Below are 17,090 nucleotides of genomic sequence, written 5' to 3'. Positions count from 1 at the left end.
GGAACCCCCATGAAAGAGTAAAGAGAAAGGCAAGTGCCCTGTTCAGAAGGGGCTTTGAGGCAACGGACGAGGTCAGCGTCCGTACGTCTGCCGGGCCCGCGCCACCTGCCCCAGCACCTGCTGCAGCACCTGGCTCCCGGCCGGGGCAAGCGACGGTTCGTACGTCCAGGCGTGGCCGACCCAGGGGTCGGCGAGGTGATCGTCGGCGACCGGTGTGATCCGCAGCAGCGAGCGCCACAGCGGGTCCAGCACCGGCCCGTACGCCTGCGCGTCCTCGCGGTCCGCGACCATCATCAGATGCACCCCGACCGAGGGCCCCTCGTCCGCGAGATAGCGCAGCTGGGTGACGGCCCGGTCGTCGAAGCCGTGCGGGAAGTCGTGGACGATCAGCAGCTGCTGGGCGAGGTCCAGATCGGGCGGCAGCGCGTCCGTGGCCCCGCTGCGGACCGCCATCTGCACCAGGTCGACGCGCCGGGTCAGCGCGGCGAGCGCCGAGGACACCCCCGCCGCCCCGGCCACCGGCGGCTCACGCAGCGCGCCGGACGACAGCAGCGGGGCCAGCGACCCCGCTGCCGAGCCCGCCGGGTCGATCACATGCATCGAGAACTCGTCCACCGGATACACCGCCAGCAGCCGCGCCGCCAGCGCCGCCGCCGTGTCGGCGGCCAGCCCGCGCAGCTCGGTGGAGTCCAGCAGGGCGCCACGGGCCGAGCCGGTGCGCCCCGCGTCGATCCACAGACCGCGCTCCAGCGGCAGCCGCACCAGCATCGGAATGCGCAGCTCCGTGCGCTCCGGAAGGTGCAGATCGCCCAGGCGCAGCGCCATCGGGACCTCCATCGGCACCTGATAGCCCCGCCAGACCGGGCTGTCCCAGCGGGCGTACGCGGGCGGCAGCGCGGGCTCGACGACCTCGGCCTCGGCGGCCAGCTGCGCCAGGTCGCGGTCGAGGGCGGAGCGGGCCTGCTCGACCAGACCGGCCTGCTTGGCGCGGGCCTGCGCGCGGGCGGCGTCGGCCGCGGGGCCGACCCGGGTGCGCGGGTCGGAGAGCACCTTGTCCAGCTCCTGCTCCATCCGGGATTCGGCGAAGTCGACGGCGCTGCGATAGGCGGCGGCGGTGCGGGCCAGGTCCTCGAACATGCCCCAGACCTGGTTGTAGAGCCGCTCGTCCATGGTCCAGCCGGAGGCGTCCCCCGCGACGGGCCGGGCGGGCTGTCCCGGCGTGGCGGGCGGCGCGGCCGGGGGCGGCGTGGGCGGCGCGGCGGTACGGCGGCCGGGGTGCTGGTAGTTGATCGGCCCACCCGGGGCGGTGTCCCCCGCCGAGGACGACGGCTGAGCCCCCGCCTGGGGCTGGGTCTGTGCCTGGGCCGGGGTCTGGGCCTGGGCCGGGGTCTGGGCCTGGGCCGGGGTCTGGGCGTCCGGCGCGGGTCCGGCGCCCGCCGTGGCCGTACGCACCCGGCCATCGCCCCCGGCGGCACGCGGCGGGGGCTGGGCCACCGAGCGGGCCATGCCGCGCGCCACCGCGTCGTTGATCTCGGTGGCCAGCTCGACGGCCTGGGGCAGTCCCTGGTCCCGCAGCATCTCCGCCAGCCCGCCCGCGTACCCCTGGCCCACCGCGCGCACCTTCCAGGCGTCCTGCCTGCGGTACAGCTCCAGGGCGACCACCGCGGACTCCGAGTCCAGGTCGGTGAGGGTGTAACCGGCCACCCCGGTGCCGTCCAGACCCGTGACGGCGACGGACGGCGCGGCCATGGCGCCGAACCGGGCCGGGCCACCGGCCCCGCGCACCAGGGCGAGCAGCACATGCACCCGGTGGACACCCTCGGGCAGCGCGTCGAGATCGACGGCGAGCCGATGGTCGGCCGCCGCCTGTTTGGACACTTCGATGCCGGGCAGCTGCGGCGAGGCGGGGTGCGCGACCCACTCGACGCCCCGTACCGTGCCCTGCTCATCGCCGAGTGTCGCCCCGGCCACGATCGGATTGCCCGCCGAGATCCGGATCTCCAAACGGGTCTCGGGCAGCGGGTGGTTCTGCCCCCGGACCAGCTCGGCCGTCATCGTGCGTCCCCTCGTTGTGTTCCGTTGTGTGCGTGGTGGTGCGGTGGTGCGGCGGCGCGTGAGCGCGTCGGCCCGGTGGGCAGACGCACCACCGGGCCGACGGGGAGAAACCGCTCCGCTTACAGGTGCGGCACGATGTGCGGCATCAGGTCCTGGAAGGTACGGCCGTTGGCCGGTTCACCCACGGCCTTCATCTGCCACGCGCTGCCCGCGCGCTGCACGATGGCCATGATCTGCGCGGTGTACTGGCCGCCGCCGGTGAGCGTGTAGCGGGCCAGCTCATCGCCGTTGGTCTCGTCGACCAGTCGGCAGAACGCGTTCTGCACCTCGGCGAAGGTCTGGCCGGTGAAGGAGTTCACCGTGAAGACGATCTGGTCGATGTGCACCGGCACCCGCTGCAGATCGACCAGGACCGCCTCGTCGTCGCCGCCCTGGCCCGCGCCGCCGACCAGGTTGTCGCCGGTGTGGCGCACCGAGCCGTCGTCGCTCACCAGGTGACGGAAGAACACGACATCGGTCGGCTGCTTGTCGGCGAAGAGCACCGCCGACGCGTCGAGGTCGATCTCACGGGTACGGGAGCCGAACAGTCCCCGGCGGGGCGCCGCCTGCCAGCCCAGTCCCATCCGCACCGCGGTCAGGGTGCCCCCGTCGGCCTTCTGCAGGCTGATGGCCTGTCCCTTGGACATGTTGACCGTCACGCGCTGTCCCTACTCTCGTCTCTCGGTTTCCCCGTGGCCACCGCGCACGGCGCGGCCGAAGCCGCGCCGCCTCGCATGGCCCTCCCGAAAACCCTATGCACGGCGACCAGGGGTCCGGCCAGGCCAGCGCGCTTTTGTGTCGGTCTTGCAACACAGCGGGACCTCGGCGGAACCCCATCCGCCCCAGGGGTCAGGAGAGCCCGGCCTCCCTCATCTGCCGCAGCTCCTTCTTCAGCTCCCCGACCTCGTCCCGCAGCCGGGCCGCGACCTCGAACTGCAGCTCCGCCGCGGCGGCCCGCATCCGGTCGGTCATCTCCTCGATCAGCTCGGCCAGTTCGGCGGCCGGACGGTCGGTCAGCTCGCCGTCCTTCGCCCCCTTCCCGGCCTTGCCGCCCGCCTTGTGGGACGCCAGGGCGGGCACCGGCGCCTTCGCCTGCCCCTTGCCCGCTCCCTTACCCTGGTCCGCCGACTTGCGGTAGCCGGTTTCCAGCAGCTCCTTGGTGTCGATCTCCTCGCGCGCGAGGGTCGCCACGATGTCGCCGATCTTCTTGCGGAGGGGCTGCGGGTCGATCCCGTTCTTCTCGTTGAACGCGATCTGCTTCTCCCGGCGGCGGTTGGTCTCGTCGATGGCCTTCTCCATCGCCGGGGTGACCTTGTCGGCGTACATGTGCACCTGGCCCGAGACGTTACGGGCGGCGCGGCCGATGGTCTGGATCAGCGAGGTGCCGGAGCGCAGGAAGCCCTCCTTGTCCGCGTCGAGGATGGCCACCAGCGAGACCTCGGGCAGGTCGAGGCCCTCCCGCAGCAGGTTGATGCCGACCAGGACGTCGAACTCGCCCGCGCGCAGCTCGCGCAGCAGCTCCACCCGTCGCAAAGTGTCCACGTCGCTGTGCAGATAGCGCACCTGGATGCCCAGTTCGAGCATGTAGTCCGTCAGGTCCTCGGCCATCTTCTTGGTGAGGGTGGTGACGAGGACCCGCTCGTCCTTCTCGGTGCGGGTGCGGATCTCATGGATCAGATCGTCGATCTGCCCGTCGGTGGGCTTGACCACGACCTCGGGGTCGACCAGGCCGGTCGGCCGGATGATCTGCTCCACGAAGCCGTCGCCACGGGACATCTCATACGTGCCGGGGGTCGCGGAGAGGTAGACGGTCTGGCCGATCCGCTTCTGGAACTCCTCCCACTTCAGCGGGCGGTTGTCGAGCGCGGAGGGCAGCCGGAAGCCGTGCTCGATCAGCGTGCGCTTCCGGGACGCGTCGCCCTCGTACATCGCGCCGATCTGCGGCACGGTGACATGCGACTCGTCGATGACCAGGAGGAAGTCGTCCGGGAAGTAGTCGAGCAGGGTGTGCGGCGGGGAGCCGGTCTCGCGGCCGTCGATGTGCAGCGAGTAGTTCTCGATGCCGGAGCAGGTGCCGATCTGCCGCATCATCTCGATGTCGTACGTGGTGCGCATCCGCAGCCGCTGGGCCTCCAGCAGCTTGCCCTGCTTCTCCATCCGGGCGAGGGTCTGGTCCAGCTCGGACTCGATCCCGGCGATGGCCTTCTCCATGCGCTCGGGCCCGGCCACATAGTGGCTGGCCGGGAACACATACAGCTCCTGGTCGTCGCTGATCACCTCGCCGGTGAGCGGATGGAGCGTCGACAGCGCCTCGATCTCGTCGCCGAACATCTCGATCCGGACCGCCAGCTCCTCGTAGACCGGGAAGATCTCGATGGTGTCGCCGCGGACCCGGAAGGTGCCCCGGGTGAACGCCATGTCGTTACGGCTGTACTGGATGTCCACGAAGCGGCGCAGCAGCTGGTCGCGGTCGAACTCCTCGCCGACCTTGAGCGGCACCATGCGGTCCACGTACTCCTGCGGGGTGCCCAGGCCGTAGATGCAGGAGACGGATGCCACCACGACCACATCGCGCCGGGTGAGCAGCGAATTCGTCGCGGAGTGGCGCAGCCGCTCGACCTCCTCGTTGATCGAGGAGTCCTTCTCGATGTAGGTGTCCGACTGCGGTACGTACGCCTCGGGCTGGTAGTAGTCGTAGTACGAGACGAAGTACTCGACCGCGTTGTTCGGCAGCAGCTCGCGGAACTCGTTGGCGAGCTGGGCGGCGAGGGTCTTGTTCGGCGCCATGACGAGCGTGGGGCGCTGAAGCTTCTCGATCATCCACGCGGTGGTCGCGGACTTGCCGGTGCCGGTCGCGCCGAGCAGCACGACATCCTTCTCACCGCCGCTGACGCGCCGCTCCAGGTCGGCGATGGCCGTGGGCTGGTCGCCGCTGGGCGTGTACGGGCTGACGACCTCGAAAGGCGCCACCTTGCGTTCGATCTGAGTCACGGGCCGCATGAGACCCACCGTACGACTCGCCACTGACAACGGCCGGACCTCCCGCTCTCCCCGCCGCTCCGGGAGGGGTACGGGATGGATCAATGTACGGCCTTTCTGTGACTGTCCTCGGGGGCGCGCGTCTGGCACGCTTCGGCCGTCCGCGAGTCAGACGACGCGAGGAGTCCGTATGCAGATCCGCCCCGCCGCCGCGTTAACCGGCGCTCTCCTGGGTGTCTCCGCGCTCTTCCTCCCCACGGCGGCCCAGGCCGCCCCCGGCGCATCGCACCACCACCACCCCACGACGGTGGCGCACCGGGGAGCCTCCGCCTACGCCCCCGAGAACACCCTGGCCGCCGTCGACGCCGCCGATGACCTGGGCGTCGACTGGGTGGAGAACGACGTGCAGCGCACCCGGGACGGCGAGCTGATCATCATGCACGACACCACACTCACCCGGACCACCGACGTCGAGCAGGTCTTCCCGGACCGCGCCCCCTGGAAGATCTCCGACTTCACCCTGGACGAGATCGAGAAACTCGACGCCGGGAGCTGGTTCGGGCCGAAGTTCGCGGGCGAGCCGGTGCCGACCCTGGAGGAGTACCTGGACCGGGTTTCGGACAACCACCAGAAGCTGCTCATGGAGATCAAGGCGCCGGAGCTGTACCCGGGCATCGAGCGGCAGACGCTGCGCGAGCTGCGCCGGGAGGGCTGGCTTGACCGCAAGCACCTCAAGCGGCTGATCGTGCAGAGCTTCAGCGCCGACTGCGTCCGGACGCTCCACCAGCTGCGGCGGGACGTCAAGACCGGGTTCCTGGGCACCCCGCCCGTCGCCGATCTGCCGCGCTACGCGGAGTTCGCCGACCAGATCAACCCGAACCACACGACGATCGACGCCGCCTATGTGAAGGAGATCCAGGCGGTGAAGGGTGTGCACGGCCGTCCGCTGGAGGTCTACACCTGGACGGTGGACAACGGCCCGGCGGCGGTCAGGGTCGCGGGGATGGGGGTGGACGGGATCATCACCAACAAGCCCGATGTGGTGCGGGACGCCCTGGACGACGCCCGCTGACGCCCCTGATACCCGCTGACGGCGGGGCGCTGTCGGACCCCCCGCCTACGCTGAGGGTGTGACGAACGAAGAGCGGCAGCCGGAGCGGCGGCCTGAGCAGCAGGAGACCCAGGACTGGTCCTGGGCGGTGTCCGACACGCCCATCGGTCCCCTGCTGCTCGCGGCCACCGGCCAGGGGCTGGTCAACGTGGTCTTCCACGCCGACCCGAAGACGGCGGCCAGGGCCGTCGACCGGCTCACCCGCCGCCTCGGCACCGGGCCCGCGCCCGAGCCCGGCGCGCATCTCACCGAGGCGATACGGCAGGTGGAGAGCTACTTCGCCGAGCGGACACAGGCGTTCTCCCTGCCGCTGGACTGGTCCCTGTCCGCCGGATTCAACCGCCGGGTGCTGCGCGAGCTGGCCGCCCACGTTCCGTACGGCACGGTCGTCGGCTACCAGGACCTCGCCCGCCGGGTCGGCGAGCCGGACGCCGCCCGCGCGGTCGGCGTGGCCATGGGCAGCAATCCGCTGCCGGTGGTGGTTCCCTGCCATCGCGTCGTGGAGAGCGACGGCGGGATAGGCGGCTTCGGCGGCGGACTGGAGACCAAGCGGACCCTGCTGGCCCTGGAAGGGGTACTTCCGCAACCGCTCTTCTGAGTCGCCAGGAGTCTCCCGGGTCACCGGTTACCGGGTTGGAAAATATTTTGGCCGCCGGAATCCACCGCCATCTTGTCATGGACCCGTTCCACCCTTACCTTAAGAGCGCTCGCGGGCCCCACCCGGCGAGAATGCTACGCAAGCACATTCAGCTACGCGGTGACGCTCTTTCGTTCTTCCGCTCTTCTCGTTCTTCCCGCTCACGCGTTTCCCCGCTCACGCCCGAAAGACGAGCGTGTTCCTTCACGGCTCAACCACGTCCCCCGATGATCGAATTGGAGAGCCATGTCCGGTGTTCTGCTTGCCCGCGGCGCGGCCGCGGCGTTATTCGCCTCCGCCTTTTCCGCCCAAGGTGTTTCCTCGGCCCCCGATGTGCCGCCGGAAAAGATCCAGGTCAGCGTCAAGACGGTGAACGGCTCGGGCTGTCCGAAAGGGACCGCAGCGGTGTCCGTCGCCAGCGACAACACGGCATTCACCGTGACCTACAGCGACTATCTCGCCCAGGTCGGCCCCAGCTCGAACCCCACCGATATCCGCAAGAACTGCCAGCTCAACCTGGGCGTTCACGTACCGCAGGGGTTCACCTACGCCGTCGCGCAGGTCGACTACCGCGGCTATGCCTCGCTGCAAAAGGGCGCGAAGGGCACCGAGAAGGCGAGTTACTACTTCCAGGGGTCGTCGGACACCGCATCGCGCACCCATGACTTCAGCGGTCCGTACAGCGACAACTGGCAGACCACGGACAGCACGGAATACAGCGCACTGGTATGGGCGCCGTGCGGCCAGGACCGGAACTTCAACATCAACACCGAACTGCGGGTAAACGCGGGCACCTCCGCGACGGGCACCACCAGCTTCATGGCCATGGACTCGACGGACGGCGGAGCCAACACCATTTACCACCTGGCCTGGAAGGAATGCCCCTAGCCGTCCAGCAGGGCGGGCCCCTCCAGCAGGGCTGGTAAATCCACCATCGAATGGAGAATCATGCCCGGTGTTCTGTACGCAGGCGGCGTGGTCGCGGCGTTATTCGCCTCGACTCTCACCTCTCAGGCATACGCGGAACCACCGTTCGAGACCGTGCCACCCGACAAGATCGTGATCAAGGTCGCGACCGTCAATGGCTCGGGCTGTCCGGCCGGGACGGCGGCGGTGGCGGTCTCTCCCGACAACACCGCGTTCACGGTCACCTACAGCAACTACCTCGCCCAGGTGGGCAAGGGCGCCAAGCCGACCGACTTCCGGAAGAACTGCCAGCTGAGCCTGGTCACGCATGTGCCGCAGGGCTTCTCCTACGCCATCGCCAGCGTCGACTACCGGGGCTACGCACACCTGGAGAAGGGCGCCTCCGCCACCGAGAAGGCCTCGTACTACTTCCAGGGCCAGTCGCAGACGACGTCGAACTCGCATGACTTCGCCGGTGCCTACGACGACAACTGGCAGGTCACCGACACGGCCGACATCGCCACCGTGGTCTGGTCCCCCTGCGGTGAGCTGCGGAACTTCAACATCAACACCGAGCTGCGGGTCAACGCCGGAACGTCGAACACCCAGACCACGACGAGCTTCATGACCATGGACTCGACGGACGGCGACGTGAGCACCACGTACCACTTCGCGTGGAAGGAGTGCCCGCAGAAGAAGTAGCGCGCGGGCACGGGCGGGCCGCCCCGACAGGTACTTCCTACGGTTCCGGAAGGTGCCACGCCGGATGCCGGGGGTTGTCCGCCCGCACCACCACGTCCGCGCTCTCGACGGGCCGCACTTCGTCCTCGTACCGCGCGAAGGCGGGCAGCGTCCAGCGCTCGTCCTCCTCGGTGCGGCGGCCGAGGGCGCCCGGCGTCAGCCACACATGCACCGACAGATCGAACGGGAACCAGTGCCCCAGCAGCAGCGCCCCGTGCAGCAGGAGCACCCCGCCCGGCGGCAGTTCGGCGTAGGGGCTGCGGGTGGCCCGGTCGGTCGCCGGGTCCCACAGGTCGGGCAGCACCCGCCCGGTGCCGCCCGGGCCCGGCTCCAGCGGGCCGAAGACCTCGCGCCACAGGGCCCCGGTGTCCAGCCAGCGGTCGTAGTACGCGTCGGCGTCCCGCTTCCCGTACTCGTAGCGCAGCGAAGCGGGCCGCAGGAATCCCGCCGCCGCGACCACGAGCACCGGGCGCCCGCGTATCCGCAGCGCCTCCGCCAGGTCCCGGGCCAGCTCCCCGGGGCGCGCCGCGGGGGCGCCGTCGACCGCCACCCTGAGCCAGGGCCCGCCGTCCGCCGCCGTCATCCCGGCGATGCGGTCGGCGGTCGCGTCGGTCAACCGTTCCCAGGTGATCGCTTCCAGCCGCACGCCCCCATGATGCCGTGCCTCCATCCGGCGTAGTGCGGGTACGCTCCCCGCAGGCGTCACGTCAGGAGAACGGCCCATGACATCCCAGATAGCGCTGCTGCGCGGCATCAATGTGGGCGGCAACAAGAAGTTCCCGATGGCGCGGCAGCGCGCGCTGATGGCCGAGCTGGGGTTCGAGGACGTCACCGTCCACCTCCAGACCGGCAACATCGTCTTCGCCGACCCCGGCACCCCGCCCGACCGCACGGCCCGCACGCTCGAGGACGCCTTCTCCGCCGACCTGGGCTTCTCCGTACCCGTGATGGTGCGGACCCGCGACGAGCTGGCCGCCACCGTGGACGCCAACCCGTACCCCGCCGCCGTGGCCGAACCCAAGACCCTGCATGTGGTCTTCCTGTCGGATGTGCCCACCGACACCTCGGCGCTGGACGCGCTGAACGCTGCCGCGTACGCGCCGCACGAGTTCCGGCTCATCGGGCGCGAGATCTACCTCCACGTGCCCGGCGGCCTCGGCCGCTCCAAGCTGGCCGCGAAGCTCGGCAATCCCCGGCTCGGGGTGACGGCCACCGCCCGCAACTGGAACACGGTCACCAAGCTGCTGGCGCTGGCCGACACCTGACGCCGGTACGGCTCAGCGCCAGCCGTACCGCTGCCGCAGCCGCAGCACGACCAGGTCGAAGCGCGGCCGGTCCAGCGCGCACGCCTCGCGCCGCATGCCGTCCGGATGCACCCGCAGGACGCGGTCCACGTCGACCCACGAGTCGCGCCCGGCCCGGTCCCACGGACCGGCGCCGATCGCCACCCACTCGTGGTCGCCGTCATGCCGCTTGCTCGACAGCTGTACGGCCAGCAGCGTGCCGCCGCGCTCCCGCGCGACGACCAGCACCGGCCGGTCCTTGCCGCGCCCGTCGTTCTCCTCGTACGGCACCCACGTCCAGACGATCTCGCCCGGATCGGGGTCCCCGTCCGGATCCGGTGCGTACTCGGTGCGTACCCGCCCGACCTGGCGCGGCTCGGCTTCGACGGTGGCGGTGGGGCCGGTGCTCCCGGGCAGCGCCTCGTCGTCTTCGGTCCCCTTGAATGGCCTGATCACGCCCCACACGTTAGCCCGTCCGAGGTGGCCGGGCGGCGTCGCGGTGCCGGTACGCGCGCAGCGGGAAGGGACAAGCATGTGCCTGATGTCCTCGACCCGGTGGCGGACCTCGTCAAGCGCCGCAAAGCCCCCGTCGTCGTCCAGACTCTGCGATCCGCGGCGGCCGCGACCATCGCGTACGTCGTCGCGCTCCAGCTGAGCACCGAAGCGGCCCCGCTGACCGCCCCGCTCACCGCGCTGCTCGTGGTGCAGGTGACCCTCTTCGCGACCCTCACCACCGGTATCCGCCGGGTGAACGCCGTGGTGGTGGGCGTCCTGCTCGCCATCGCCTTCTCCATCCTGGTCGGGCTGACCTGGTGGAGCCTGGGTCTGATCATTCTCGCGTCATTGACGGCCGGTCATTTCGCCCGAGTGAGCGAATTCGTCCCTGAAGTGGCGATCAGCGCCATGCTCGTCCTCGGCGTAAGCCAAGTGACCACCACCGCCTGGTCCCGGATTCTGGAAACCCTCATCGGGGCCGTCGTCGGACTGGCCTTCAACTTCCTTCTCGCGCCGCCCGTCTGGGTGCGCACCGCAGGCGAGTCGATCGTGGACCTCGCCCGCCGGATGCGTCAGCTCCTGCTGCACATGGCCGAGGAGCTGGGCAGCCCCACCCCGGTCGAACGCGCCGCCGCCCGCCTCCACGAGGCCCGCCGCCTCGACCACGACATCTCCCAGGTCGACGCCGCCCTCCGGCAGGCCGAGGACAGCGTCCGCCTCAACCCCCGCGTCAAGGAGGGCCTGCTGCACCGGGTGGTGCTGCGCACCGGCCTGGACACCCTGGAGATCTGCACGGTCGTCCTGCGCGTCCTCACCCGCACCCTCACCGACCTCGCCAAGACGCGGACGGACGAACCCCTCTTTCCCCCGGACATCGCCGAGGCCCTGGAAGACCTCTTCCGCCACACCGCCGCCGCCGTCGAGAGCTTCGCCATCCTGGTCACCAGCCCGGTCAGCGCCAGCGCCGAAGAGGCCGAAACCCGGCTGGCCACCGAGCTGTCCCGAGCCCACACCAGCCGCGACCAGGCCGCCCAGCTCCTCCTCCGCCGCGTCCAGCGCCACCCGGGCCAATGGCAGCTCCAGGGCGCCCTGCTCGCCGAGATCGACCGCATCCTCGCCGAACTGGACATGGAACAGCGCTCCCGCCGCCTCATGGAAGAACTCGACCGCAGCGCCCGCGAGAACCGCGAACGCTTCCCCGCCCTCCACAACCTCCACCGCCGCCTCCGCGGCAGTCGGCGCGGTCAGTTGAGCGGGTAGCGGTCCTGGGGGAAGAGCGGGGTGGGGTGCGGCTCGGTGGAGGGGTGGAACTCGGCGGCGAAGTCGTCGGCCAGCTCGGCTATCGTGCCGCGGCCCTCCACCTGGGCCAGCCAGGACGGGGGGAGGCGCAGGTCGCCGTGGTGGACGCCCAGGAGGTTGCCGCAGATCGCACCGGTGGAGTCGCTGTCGCCCGAGTGGTTGACGGAGAGCAGCAGGGCCGCCCGGGGGCTGGGGTGCGCCAGGGCGGCGTAGACGGCGATGGCGAGCGCTTCCTCGGCGATCCAGCCGCCGCCGAGCGACTCGGCCTTCTCCGCGGTGGGGTCGCCCCCGGCCGCCAGGTCGATCGCGCGGCGCAGGGCGGTGGCGGTCTCCTCGTGGCGCGGGTAGCCGCGCAGCAGGTTCAGGGTGCGCAGGGCGGCGCCCTCCAGGGAGTCGCCGTCGAGGAGGTACGCGACCATCGCGGCCAGGGCGCCCGCCGCGAGGTAGCCGGTCGGGTGGCCGTGGGTGATCTGGGCGCAGCGGGCGGCGAGTTCGAAGCAGCCGCGGGCGGGCCCGCCGGTGAGGCCGAACGGGGCCGAACGCATCACGGTGCCGCAGCCCTTGGAGCCGCCGTTCACCGGGCCCGGGCCGCCGTGGAGGGGGAGGTCCGGGGCAGGGGTGTGGTCCACGAGGAGGCCGGAGAGGCAGGCGTTGCCGGGCGCGCGGCGCGCGTACAGCCACGGGTGGGTGCGCAGCCAGCCGGAGCGGGAGACCTGGTCCCCGGTCCGCGGGGGTGGCGGCTCGGGGTAGTTCTGGGTGTCGAGCCAGCGCAGATACGCCTGGCGGACGATGGCGATCTCGGCGCCGTCGACGCCCTCGGCCAGCGCGCGGGCATGGGCCCGGATCAGCCCCTCGGCCGTGAACAGGGTCATCTGGGTGTCATCGGTGATCCGGCCGGTGACGCCGCTGTCGTCCGGGACGAGCCCGGTGATGCCCGCCGCGCCGTAGGCCTCGCGGATCCCCGCCAGGGAGCGGAACTCGATCGGGTTGCCGAGCGCGTCACCGATCGCGCCGCCGAGCAGACAGCCGCGTATGCGGGCCCGCCGGGCGGCCGATTCGTCCCAGGACTGCTGGATCACGTGCGGCTCTCCTCTTCGTGCGCGGGTGGAGGCACAGCTCCTGTGTGCTCAGCACATGATCGCAGACCACACCGACAGGCCTGTGGCGGTAGCGTCGGAGAGGGAGACGGTGCGACATGTCGATGCGATTCATCCGGACGGGCGATGAGCCCGCACATGCGCGCAGCCCCCTGCGGATGCGGCTGTGGCTCGCCACCTGGGGACTGCTGTGGACCGTCGGCGGCGCGGTGGCGTTCGCGCTGGCGGACCGGCCGGGCTGGGCGGCCGCCTGCGCGGCACTGGCCGCCGTCACCCTGACCGACCTGGTGCTGGTCATCCGGCACATCCGGCAGGGGCCGCACTACCAGCCGGGGCGGGACGTGCCGCCGTACGCGCCGGTCAGGGGGCGACGGCGCTAGGGGGTGTCCGGCTCAGCCCTGCTCGCCGAACCGCGCCGCCTCCACGAAGTCCGGGCGCGGATCGAGCGCCGCGGCGAGGCGGAAGTGGCGGGTGGCCTCGGCCTTGCGGGAGGCCCGCTCCAGCGTACGGGCGAGGGCGAAGTGGGCGAACGCGTTGTCCGGCTCGCGCTCCAGGACGATGTGGAATTCGAGTTCAGCGGCGCGGAGCTGGGCCGCGCCGAAGAACGCGCGGGCCCGGAGCAGCCGGGCCGCGGTGTTCTCGGGGTGGGCGGTGATGACCGAGTCGAGCAGCTTCACGGCGCCTCGCGGATCTCGGGCGGCGAGCAGCTGCTCCGCGGCGCGGTAGTCGATGACGTGGGTCTCGGGCGTGGGCTCGGGCACAGCCGCTTCCTTCCCCGGGCTTGCGTGATCTTTGGCCCTGTGTGCGGTGATCCCTCGGTGGTTCTCGGTGTCGCTCGGCGGTTCCTCGGCGGTCGCTTCGGTGATGATCGTCGGTACGGGCAGCACAACAACCACCCGGTGCGCCACATTCCCCCTCGGCCCGCCCCGCAAGCACGGCCCGCCGCCTCAGCCCGCCGTCTCAGCCCGTCGCCTCGGCCCGCCGCCTCAGCCCGTGGCGGCCGCCCGCTCCGCCAGCTCCGTCCAGACCTTCCGGACCCGCGGTTCCAGTTCCTCCAGCGGGCCATCGTTGTCGATCACGACATCGGCGACGGCCAGCCGCTCCTCGCGGGTCGCCTGGGCCGCCATCCGGGCCCGCGCCTCGTCCTCGGTCATGCCGCGCTGCCGGACCAGCCGGTCGAGCTGGGTTTCGGGCGTGGCGTCGACGACCAGGACCACGTCGTACAGGGACCCCAGTCCGTTCTCGGCGAGCAGCGGGACGTCGTGGACGACCACCGTCTCCGGTCCGGCGGCCGCCTGCAGCTCGGCGGAGCGGTCGCGGACCAGAGGGTGGACGATGGCGTTCAGCGCGCGCAGCCGCTCGGGGTCGTTGAAGACGATGCCGCCGAGCTTCGGCCGGTCGAGCCGACCGTCGGCGGTCAGCACCCCGGGCCCGAACTCGTCGACGACGGCGGCGAGGCCGGGGGTTCCCGGCTCGACCACCTCACGGGCGATCCGATCGGAGTCGATCAGCACCGCACCGTAAGAGACCAAGATTCGCGAGACTTCGCTCTTGCCCGCGCCGATTCCGCCCGTGAGCCCCAGCTTCAGCATGGGGCCCACGCTATACGGACCGCCGCGCAGGCGCCGCCCTCCCGGCCTCAGGCGCCGCCCTCGCCGCCTTCCCGCTCGGCGAGGAAGCGCTCGAACTCGGCGCCCAGTTCATCCGCCGACGGCAGCTCGGCCGGTTCCGCGACCAGGTTGCCACGGCTCTCGGCCCCGGCCACCGCGTCGTACTGGTGCTCAAGGCCCCGTACGAGCGCGACCAGCTCGTCGTCCCCCTCCGAGACCTGCCGCTCGATCTCCTCCTGCGTCTTCAGCGCCTCGTTGCGCAGCGCGTGGGCGGCGCCCGGCAGCACCAGACCGGTGGCCGCGGTGACCGCCTCCAGCGCGGTCAGCGCCGCGTCGGGGTAGGCGGAACGGGCCAGATAGTGGGGGACGTGGGCGGCGACACCGAGCACGTCGTGGCCCGCCTCGCCGAGCCGGTACTCGATCAGCGACTCGGCGCTGCCGGGCACCTGGGCCTCGTCGAAGAGGCCTCGGTGGCCGGGCATCAGATCGGTGCGGTTGCCGTGCGGGGTGAGCCCCACCGGCCGGGTGTGCGGAACGCCCATCGGGATGCCGTGGAAGTTCACGGCGAGCCGCACGCCGAGCCGCTCGATCATCTGCCCCACCGCGGCCGCGAACCGCTCCCACTCCACGTCCGGTTCGGGCCCGCAGAGCAGCAGGAAGGGCGCCGCGGTCGCGTCCCGCACCAGGTGGAGTTCGATCGCCGGGGTCTCGTAGCCCGTCCAGCGGTCGCGCTGGAAGGTGAGCAGGGGGCGCCGGGCCCGGTAGTCGACGAGCCGGTCGTGGTCGAAGCGGGCGACGACCTGCCGGGGCAGTCCGTCGAGCAGCCGCTCCACGATCTGGTCGCCGGTCTCCCCGGCGTCGATGTATCCGTCGAAGTGGTAGAGCAGCACCAGCCCGGCCGAATCCCGGGAGGCTATCGCGTCGACTTCCGCGAGCCCGCTCGGTTCCCACGCGTACAAATCCTGTGGATCAAGCACTGTGACCGCTCCTCCTTGTGTTCCGTACGCGAAAACACCACGCGGGGGCGGGCGCATTCCCGGTCCCCGGCCACAACTCCTGTGCGCATCATGGCCGTACACGACCGGAGACATGCGTGAGGCCCGCTCCCCCGGAGGGAAACGGGCCTCACACTCGATCAGCCGGTGCCGCTAGCGGTCAGCGGCACAGCGGTTCAGCTCTGGCCACCGGCCAGCTTCTCGCGGAGCGCGGCCAGCGCCTCGTCCGACGCCAGGGCGCCGGAGTTGTCGGCCGACTCCGAGGAGTACGAACCGCCGCCGGAAGCCTGCCCGCCGCCGGGCGCCGGGGCAGCGCTGGTCGCTCCCTCGGCAGCGGCCTGCTCGTCGGCCTCGCGGGACTTGATGACCTGCGCCTGGTGCTGCTCGAAGCGGGTCTGCGCGTCGGCGTACTGACGCTCCCATTCCTCGCGCTGCTTCTCGTACCCCTCGAGCCAGTCGTTGGCCTCGGGGTCGAAGCCCTCGGGGTAGATGTAGTTGCCCTGGTCGTCGTACGACGCGGCCATGCCGTACAGGGTCGGGTCGAACTCGACCACGGACGGGTCGGCACCGAAGGCCTCGTTGGCCTGCTTCAGCGAGAGGCTGATGCGGCGGCGCTCGAGGTCGATGTCGATGACCTTGACGAAGATCTCGTCGTTGACCTGGACGACCTGCTCCGGGATCTCCACGTGGCGCTCGGCCAGCTCGGAGATGTGGACCAGACCCTCGATGCCCTCGTCCACGCGGACGAACGCACCGAACGGCACCAGCTTCGTGACCTTACCCGGGACGACCTGACCGATCTGGTGGGTCCGGGCGAACTGCTGCCACGGGTCTTCCTGGGTCGCCTTGAGCGACAGGGAGACGCGCTCGCGGTCCATGTCGACGTCGAGGACCTCGACCGTGACCTCCTGGCCGACCTCGACGACCTCGGACGGGTGGTCGATGTGCTTCCAGGACAGCTCGGAGACGTGAACCAGGCCGTCGACGCCACCCAGGTCCACGAAGGCACCGAAGTTGACGATGGAGGAGACGACGCCGGAGCGCACCTGACCCTTCTGGAGGGTGGTGAGGAAGGTCTGACGGACCTCGCTCTGGGTCTGCTCCAGCCAGGCGCGGCGGGACAGGACCACGTTGTTGCGGTTCTTGTCCAGCTCGATGATCTTCGCCTCGAGCTCCTTGCCCACGTAGGGCTGGAGGTCGCGGACGCGGCGCATCTCGACCAGGGAGGCGGGGAGGAAGCCGCGGAGGCCGATGTCGAGGATGAGACCACCCTTGACGACCTCGATGACGGTACCGGTGACGATCCCGTCCTCTTCCTTGATCTTCTCGATGGTGCCCCAGGCGCGCTCGTACTGGGCGCGCTTCTTCGAGAGGATCAGGCGGCCTTCCTTGTCCTCCTTCTGGAGAACCAGGGCCTCGATCTCATCGCCGACGGCCACGACCTCGTTCGGGTCGACGTCGTGCTTGATCGAAAGCTCGCGAGAAGGGATGACGCCTTCGGTCTTGTAACCAATGTCGAGCAGGACCTCGTCCCGGTCGACCTTCACGATGACGCCGTCGACGATGTCGCCGTCGTTGAAGTACTTGATCGTCTCGTCGATCGCGGCGAGGAAGGCTTCCTCGGAACCGATGTCGTTTACCGCCACCTGCGGGGTGGTGCGGGTTGCCTCGGTGCTGCTCGTCATGTGGGAAAGGGCTCCGGTACGGACATTGAGTCGTAGGTACTGCTACGCCGAGGACCCTTTACCGCACTGCCGAAGCCGGACAGCCTGTGAGGCGTGGTCTTACGGATCTTCCGAGAGACCGAAAACGCCTCGACAACCGAGGGGACATACAACAGATA

General features: G+C 70.6%; 17 protein-coding genes. 7 read left to right on the top strand and 10 right to left on the bottom strand.

Annotation, left to right across the window (positions count from 1 at the left end; translation table 11 throughout):
• Positions 1-72: 72 nt before the first annotated feature.
• The 3 genes from ACFV9T_RS28310 to uvrB all read right to left on the bottom strand — a co-directional run bounded on the left by ACFV9T_RS28310 (position 73) and on the right by uvrB (position 5,094).
• Entirely contained in the window at positions 73-2,055 is a 1,983-nt protein-coding gene (locus ACFV9T_RS28310) for a TerD family protein (RefSeq protein ID WP_385445154.1), read from the bottom strand.
• A gap of 119 nt (positions 2,056-2,174) precedes the next feature.
• Positions 2,175-2,753 carry a TerD family protein gene (locus ACFV9T_RS28305; RefSeq protein ID WP_385445153.1) on the bottom strand — a complete coding sequence of 193 codons (579 nt, stop codon included), beginning with the start codon at positions 2,751-2,753 and terminating at the stop codon, positions 2,175-2,177.
• 190 nt (positions 2,754-2,943) lie between these two features.
• Positions 2,944-5,094: an excinuclease ABC subunit UvrB gene (gene uvrB / locus ACFV9T_RS28300; RefSeq protein ID WP_385445152.1), complete on the bottom strand. Its 2,151-nt coding sequence runs from the start codon at positions 5,092-5,094 to the stop codon at positions 2,944-2,946.
• 169 nt (positions 5,095-5,263) lie between these two features.
• Between uvrB and ACFV9T_RS28295 the strand changes: the two genes are divergently transcribed.
• The 4 genes from ACFV9T_RS28295 (at position 5,264) to ACFV9T_RS28280 (ending at position 8,429) form a co-directional block, all read left to right on the top strand.
• Positions 5,264-6,145, top strand: a complete 882-nt coding sequence (locus ACFV9T_RS28295) for a glycerophosphodiester phosphodiesterase (RefSeq protein ID WP_385445151.1) — start codon at positions 5,264-5,266, stop codon at positions 6,143-6,145.
• A 58-nt stretch (positions 6,146-6,203) separates the two neighbouring features.
• The gene (locus ACFV9T_RS28290) at positions 6,204-6,782 is read left to right on the top strand and encodes a methylated-DNA--[protein]-cysteine S-methyltransferase (protein WP_385445150.1); all 579 of its coding nucleotides are present in this window, start codon (positions 6,204-6,206) and stop codon (positions 6,780-6,782) included.
• A gap of 285 nt (positions 6,783-7,067) precedes the next feature.
• Entirely contained in the window at positions 7,068-7,709 is a 642-nt protein-coding gene (locus ACFV9T_RS28285; RefSeq protein ID WP_385445148.1) for a DUF4360 domain-containing protein, read from the top strand.
• A 60-nt stretch (positions 7,710-7,769) separates the two neighbouring features.
• Positions 7,770-8,429 carry a DUF4360 domain-containing protein gene (locus tag ACFV9T_RS28280; protein WP_385445146.1) on the top strand — a complete coding sequence of 220 codons (660 nt, stop codon included), beginning with the start codon at positions 7,770-7,772 and terminating at the stop codon, positions 8,427-8,429.
• Between the two features lie 37 nt (positions 8,430-8,466).
• On the opposite strand, the gene ACFV9T_RS28275 is transcribed toward ACFV9T_RS28280, so the two are convergent.
• Entirely contained in the window at positions 8,467-9,114 is a 648-nt protein-coding gene (locus ACFV9T_RS28275) for a uridine kinase (protein ID WP_385445144.1), read from the bottom strand.
• A gap of 76 nt (positions 9,115-9,190) precedes the next feature.
• Here ACFV9T_RS28275 and ACFV9T_RS28270 point away from each other — a divergent pair, with 76 nt between their 5' ends.
• Positions 9,191-9,733, top strand: a complete 543-nt coding sequence (locus ACFV9T_RS28270; protein ID WP_385445142.1) for a DUF1697 domain-containing protein — start codon at positions 9,191-9,193, stop codon at positions 9,731-9,733.
• Between the two features lie 12 nt (positions 9,734-9,745).
• Here ACFV9T_RS28270 and ACFV9T_RS28265 read toward each other — a convergent pair whose 3' ends face one another.
• Positions 9,746-10,207, bottom strand: a complete 462-nt coding sequence (locus ACFV9T_RS28265; protein WP_385445140.1) for a type II toxin-antitoxin system PemK/MazF family toxin — start codon at positions 10,205-10,207, stop codon at positions 9,746-9,748.
• A 78-nt stretch (positions 10,208-10,285) separates the two neighbouring features.
• On the opposite strand from ACFV9T_RS28265, the gene ACFV9T_RS28260 reads away from it, so the two are divergent.
• Entirely contained in the window at positions 10,286-11,506 is a 1,221-nt protein-coding gene (locus ACFV9T_RS28260; RefSeq protein WP_385445138.1) for an aromatic acid exporter family protein, read from the top strand.
• On the opposite strand, the gene ACFV9T_RS28255 is transcribed toward ACFV9T_RS28260, so the two are convergent.
• Entirely contained in the window at positions 11,491-12,624 is a 1,134-nt protein-coding gene (locus ACFV9T_RS28255) for an ADP-ribosylglycohydrolase family protein (protein WP_385445136.1), read from the bottom strand. The two genes, ACFV9T_RS28260 and ACFV9T_RS28255, sit on opposite strands and share 16 nt — an antisense overlap.
• A 116-nt stretch (positions 12,625-12,740) precedes the next feature.
• Here ACFV9T_RS28255 and ACFV9T_RS28250 point away from each other — a divergent pair, with 116 nt between their 5' ends.
• The gene (locus ACFV9T_RS28250; RefSeq protein ID WP_385445134.1) at positions 12,741-13,022 is read left to right on the top strand and encodes a DUF6343 family protein; all 282 of its coding nucleotides are present in this window, start codon (positions 12,741-12,743) and stop codon (positions 13,020-13,022) included.
• Between the two features lie 12 nt (positions 13,023-13,034).
• Here the strand turns inward: ACFV9T_RS28250 and ACFV9T_RS28245 are convergent, their stop codons facing one another.
• From ACFV9T_RS28245 to rpsA, 4 genes are all read right to left on the bottom strand, one after another.
• A complete protein-coding gene (locus ACFV9T_RS28245) occupies positions 13,035-13,403 on the bottom strand; it encodes a tetratricopeptide repeat protein (RefSeq protein WP_385445132.1) in 369 nt (122 codons plus the stop codon).
• A 225-nt stretch (positions 13,404-13,628) separates the two neighbouring features.
• Positions 13,629-14,234 (bottom strand): dephospho-CoA kinase, encoded by a 606-nt coding sequence (gene coaE / locus ACFV9T_RS28240; RefSeq protein WP_385445130.1) that lies wholly within the window; start codon positions 14,232-14,234, stop codon positions 13,629-13,631.
• 47 nt (positions 14,235-14,281) lie between these two features.
• Positions 14,282-15,229 carry a PAC2 family protein gene (locus tag ACFV9T_RS28235; RefSeq protein WP_385445129.1) on the bottom strand — a complete coding sequence of 316 codons (948 nt, stop codon included), beginning with the start codon at positions 15,227-15,229 and terminating at the stop codon, positions 14,282-14,284.
• Between the two features lie 194 nt (positions 15,230-15,423).
• Positions 15,424-16,932 carry a 30S ribosomal protein S1 gene (gene rpsA, locus ACFV9T_RS28230; RefSeq protein ID WP_385445127.1) on the bottom strand — a complete coding sequence of 503 codons (1,509 nt, stop codon included), beginning with the start codon at positions 16,930-16,932 and terminating at the stop codon, positions 15,424-15,426.
• Between the last annotated feature and the right edge of the window lie 158 nt (positions 16,933-17,090).

The sequence above is a fragment of the Streptomyces sp. NPDC059850 genome, from assembly GCF_042731515.1.
In the GTDB taxonomy this organism is placed as follows: Bacteria; Actinomycetota; Actinomycetes; order Streptomycetales; family Streptomycetaceae; genus Streptomyces.
This window is presented reverse-complemented; position numbering and strand designations above follow the sequence as displayed.

What these genes read in the sequence shown, in the direction of transcription:
- coaE (WP_385445130.1), bottom strand. Translation starts at nt 14,234, where the DNA reads ATGCTGAAGCTGGGGCTCACGGGCGGAATCGGCGCGGGCAAGAGCGAA.
- ACFV9T_RS28295 (WP_385445151.1), top strand. Translation starts at nt 5,264, where the DNA reads ATGCAGATCCGCCCCGCCGCCGCGTTAACCGGCGCTCTCCTGGGTGTC.
- rpsA (WP_385445127.1), bottom strand. Translation starts at nt 16,932, where the DNA reads ATGACGAGCAGCACCGAGGCAACCCGCACCACCCCGCAGGTGGCGGTA.
- ACFV9T_RS28310 (WP_385445154.1), bottom strand. Translation starts at nt 2,055, where the DNA reads ATGACGGCCGAGCTGGTCCGGGGGCAGAACCACCCGCTGCCCGAGACC.
- ACFV9T_RS28270 (WP_385445142.1), top strand. Translation starts at nt 9,191, where the DNA reads ATGACATCCCAGATAGCGCTGCTGCGCGGCATCAATGTGGGCGGCAAC.
- ACFV9T_RS28250 (WP_385445134.1), top strand. Translation starts at nt 12,741, where the DNA reads ATGTCGATGCGATTCATCCGGACGGGCGATGAGCCCGCACATGCGCGC.
- ACFV9T_RS28280 (WP_385445146.1), top strand. Translation starts at nt 7,770, where the DNA reads ATGCCCGGTGTTCTGTACGCAGGCGGCGTGGTCGCGGCGTTATTCGCC.
- ACFV9T_RS28285 (WP_385445148.1), top strand. Translation starts at nt 7,068, where the DNA reads ATGTCCGGTGTTCTGCTTGCCCGCGGCGCGGCCGCGGCGTTATTCGCC.
- uvrB (WP_385445152.1), bottom strand. Translation starts at nt 5,094, where the DNA reads ATGCGGCCCGTGACTCAGATCGAACGCAAGGTGGCGCCTTTCGAGGTC.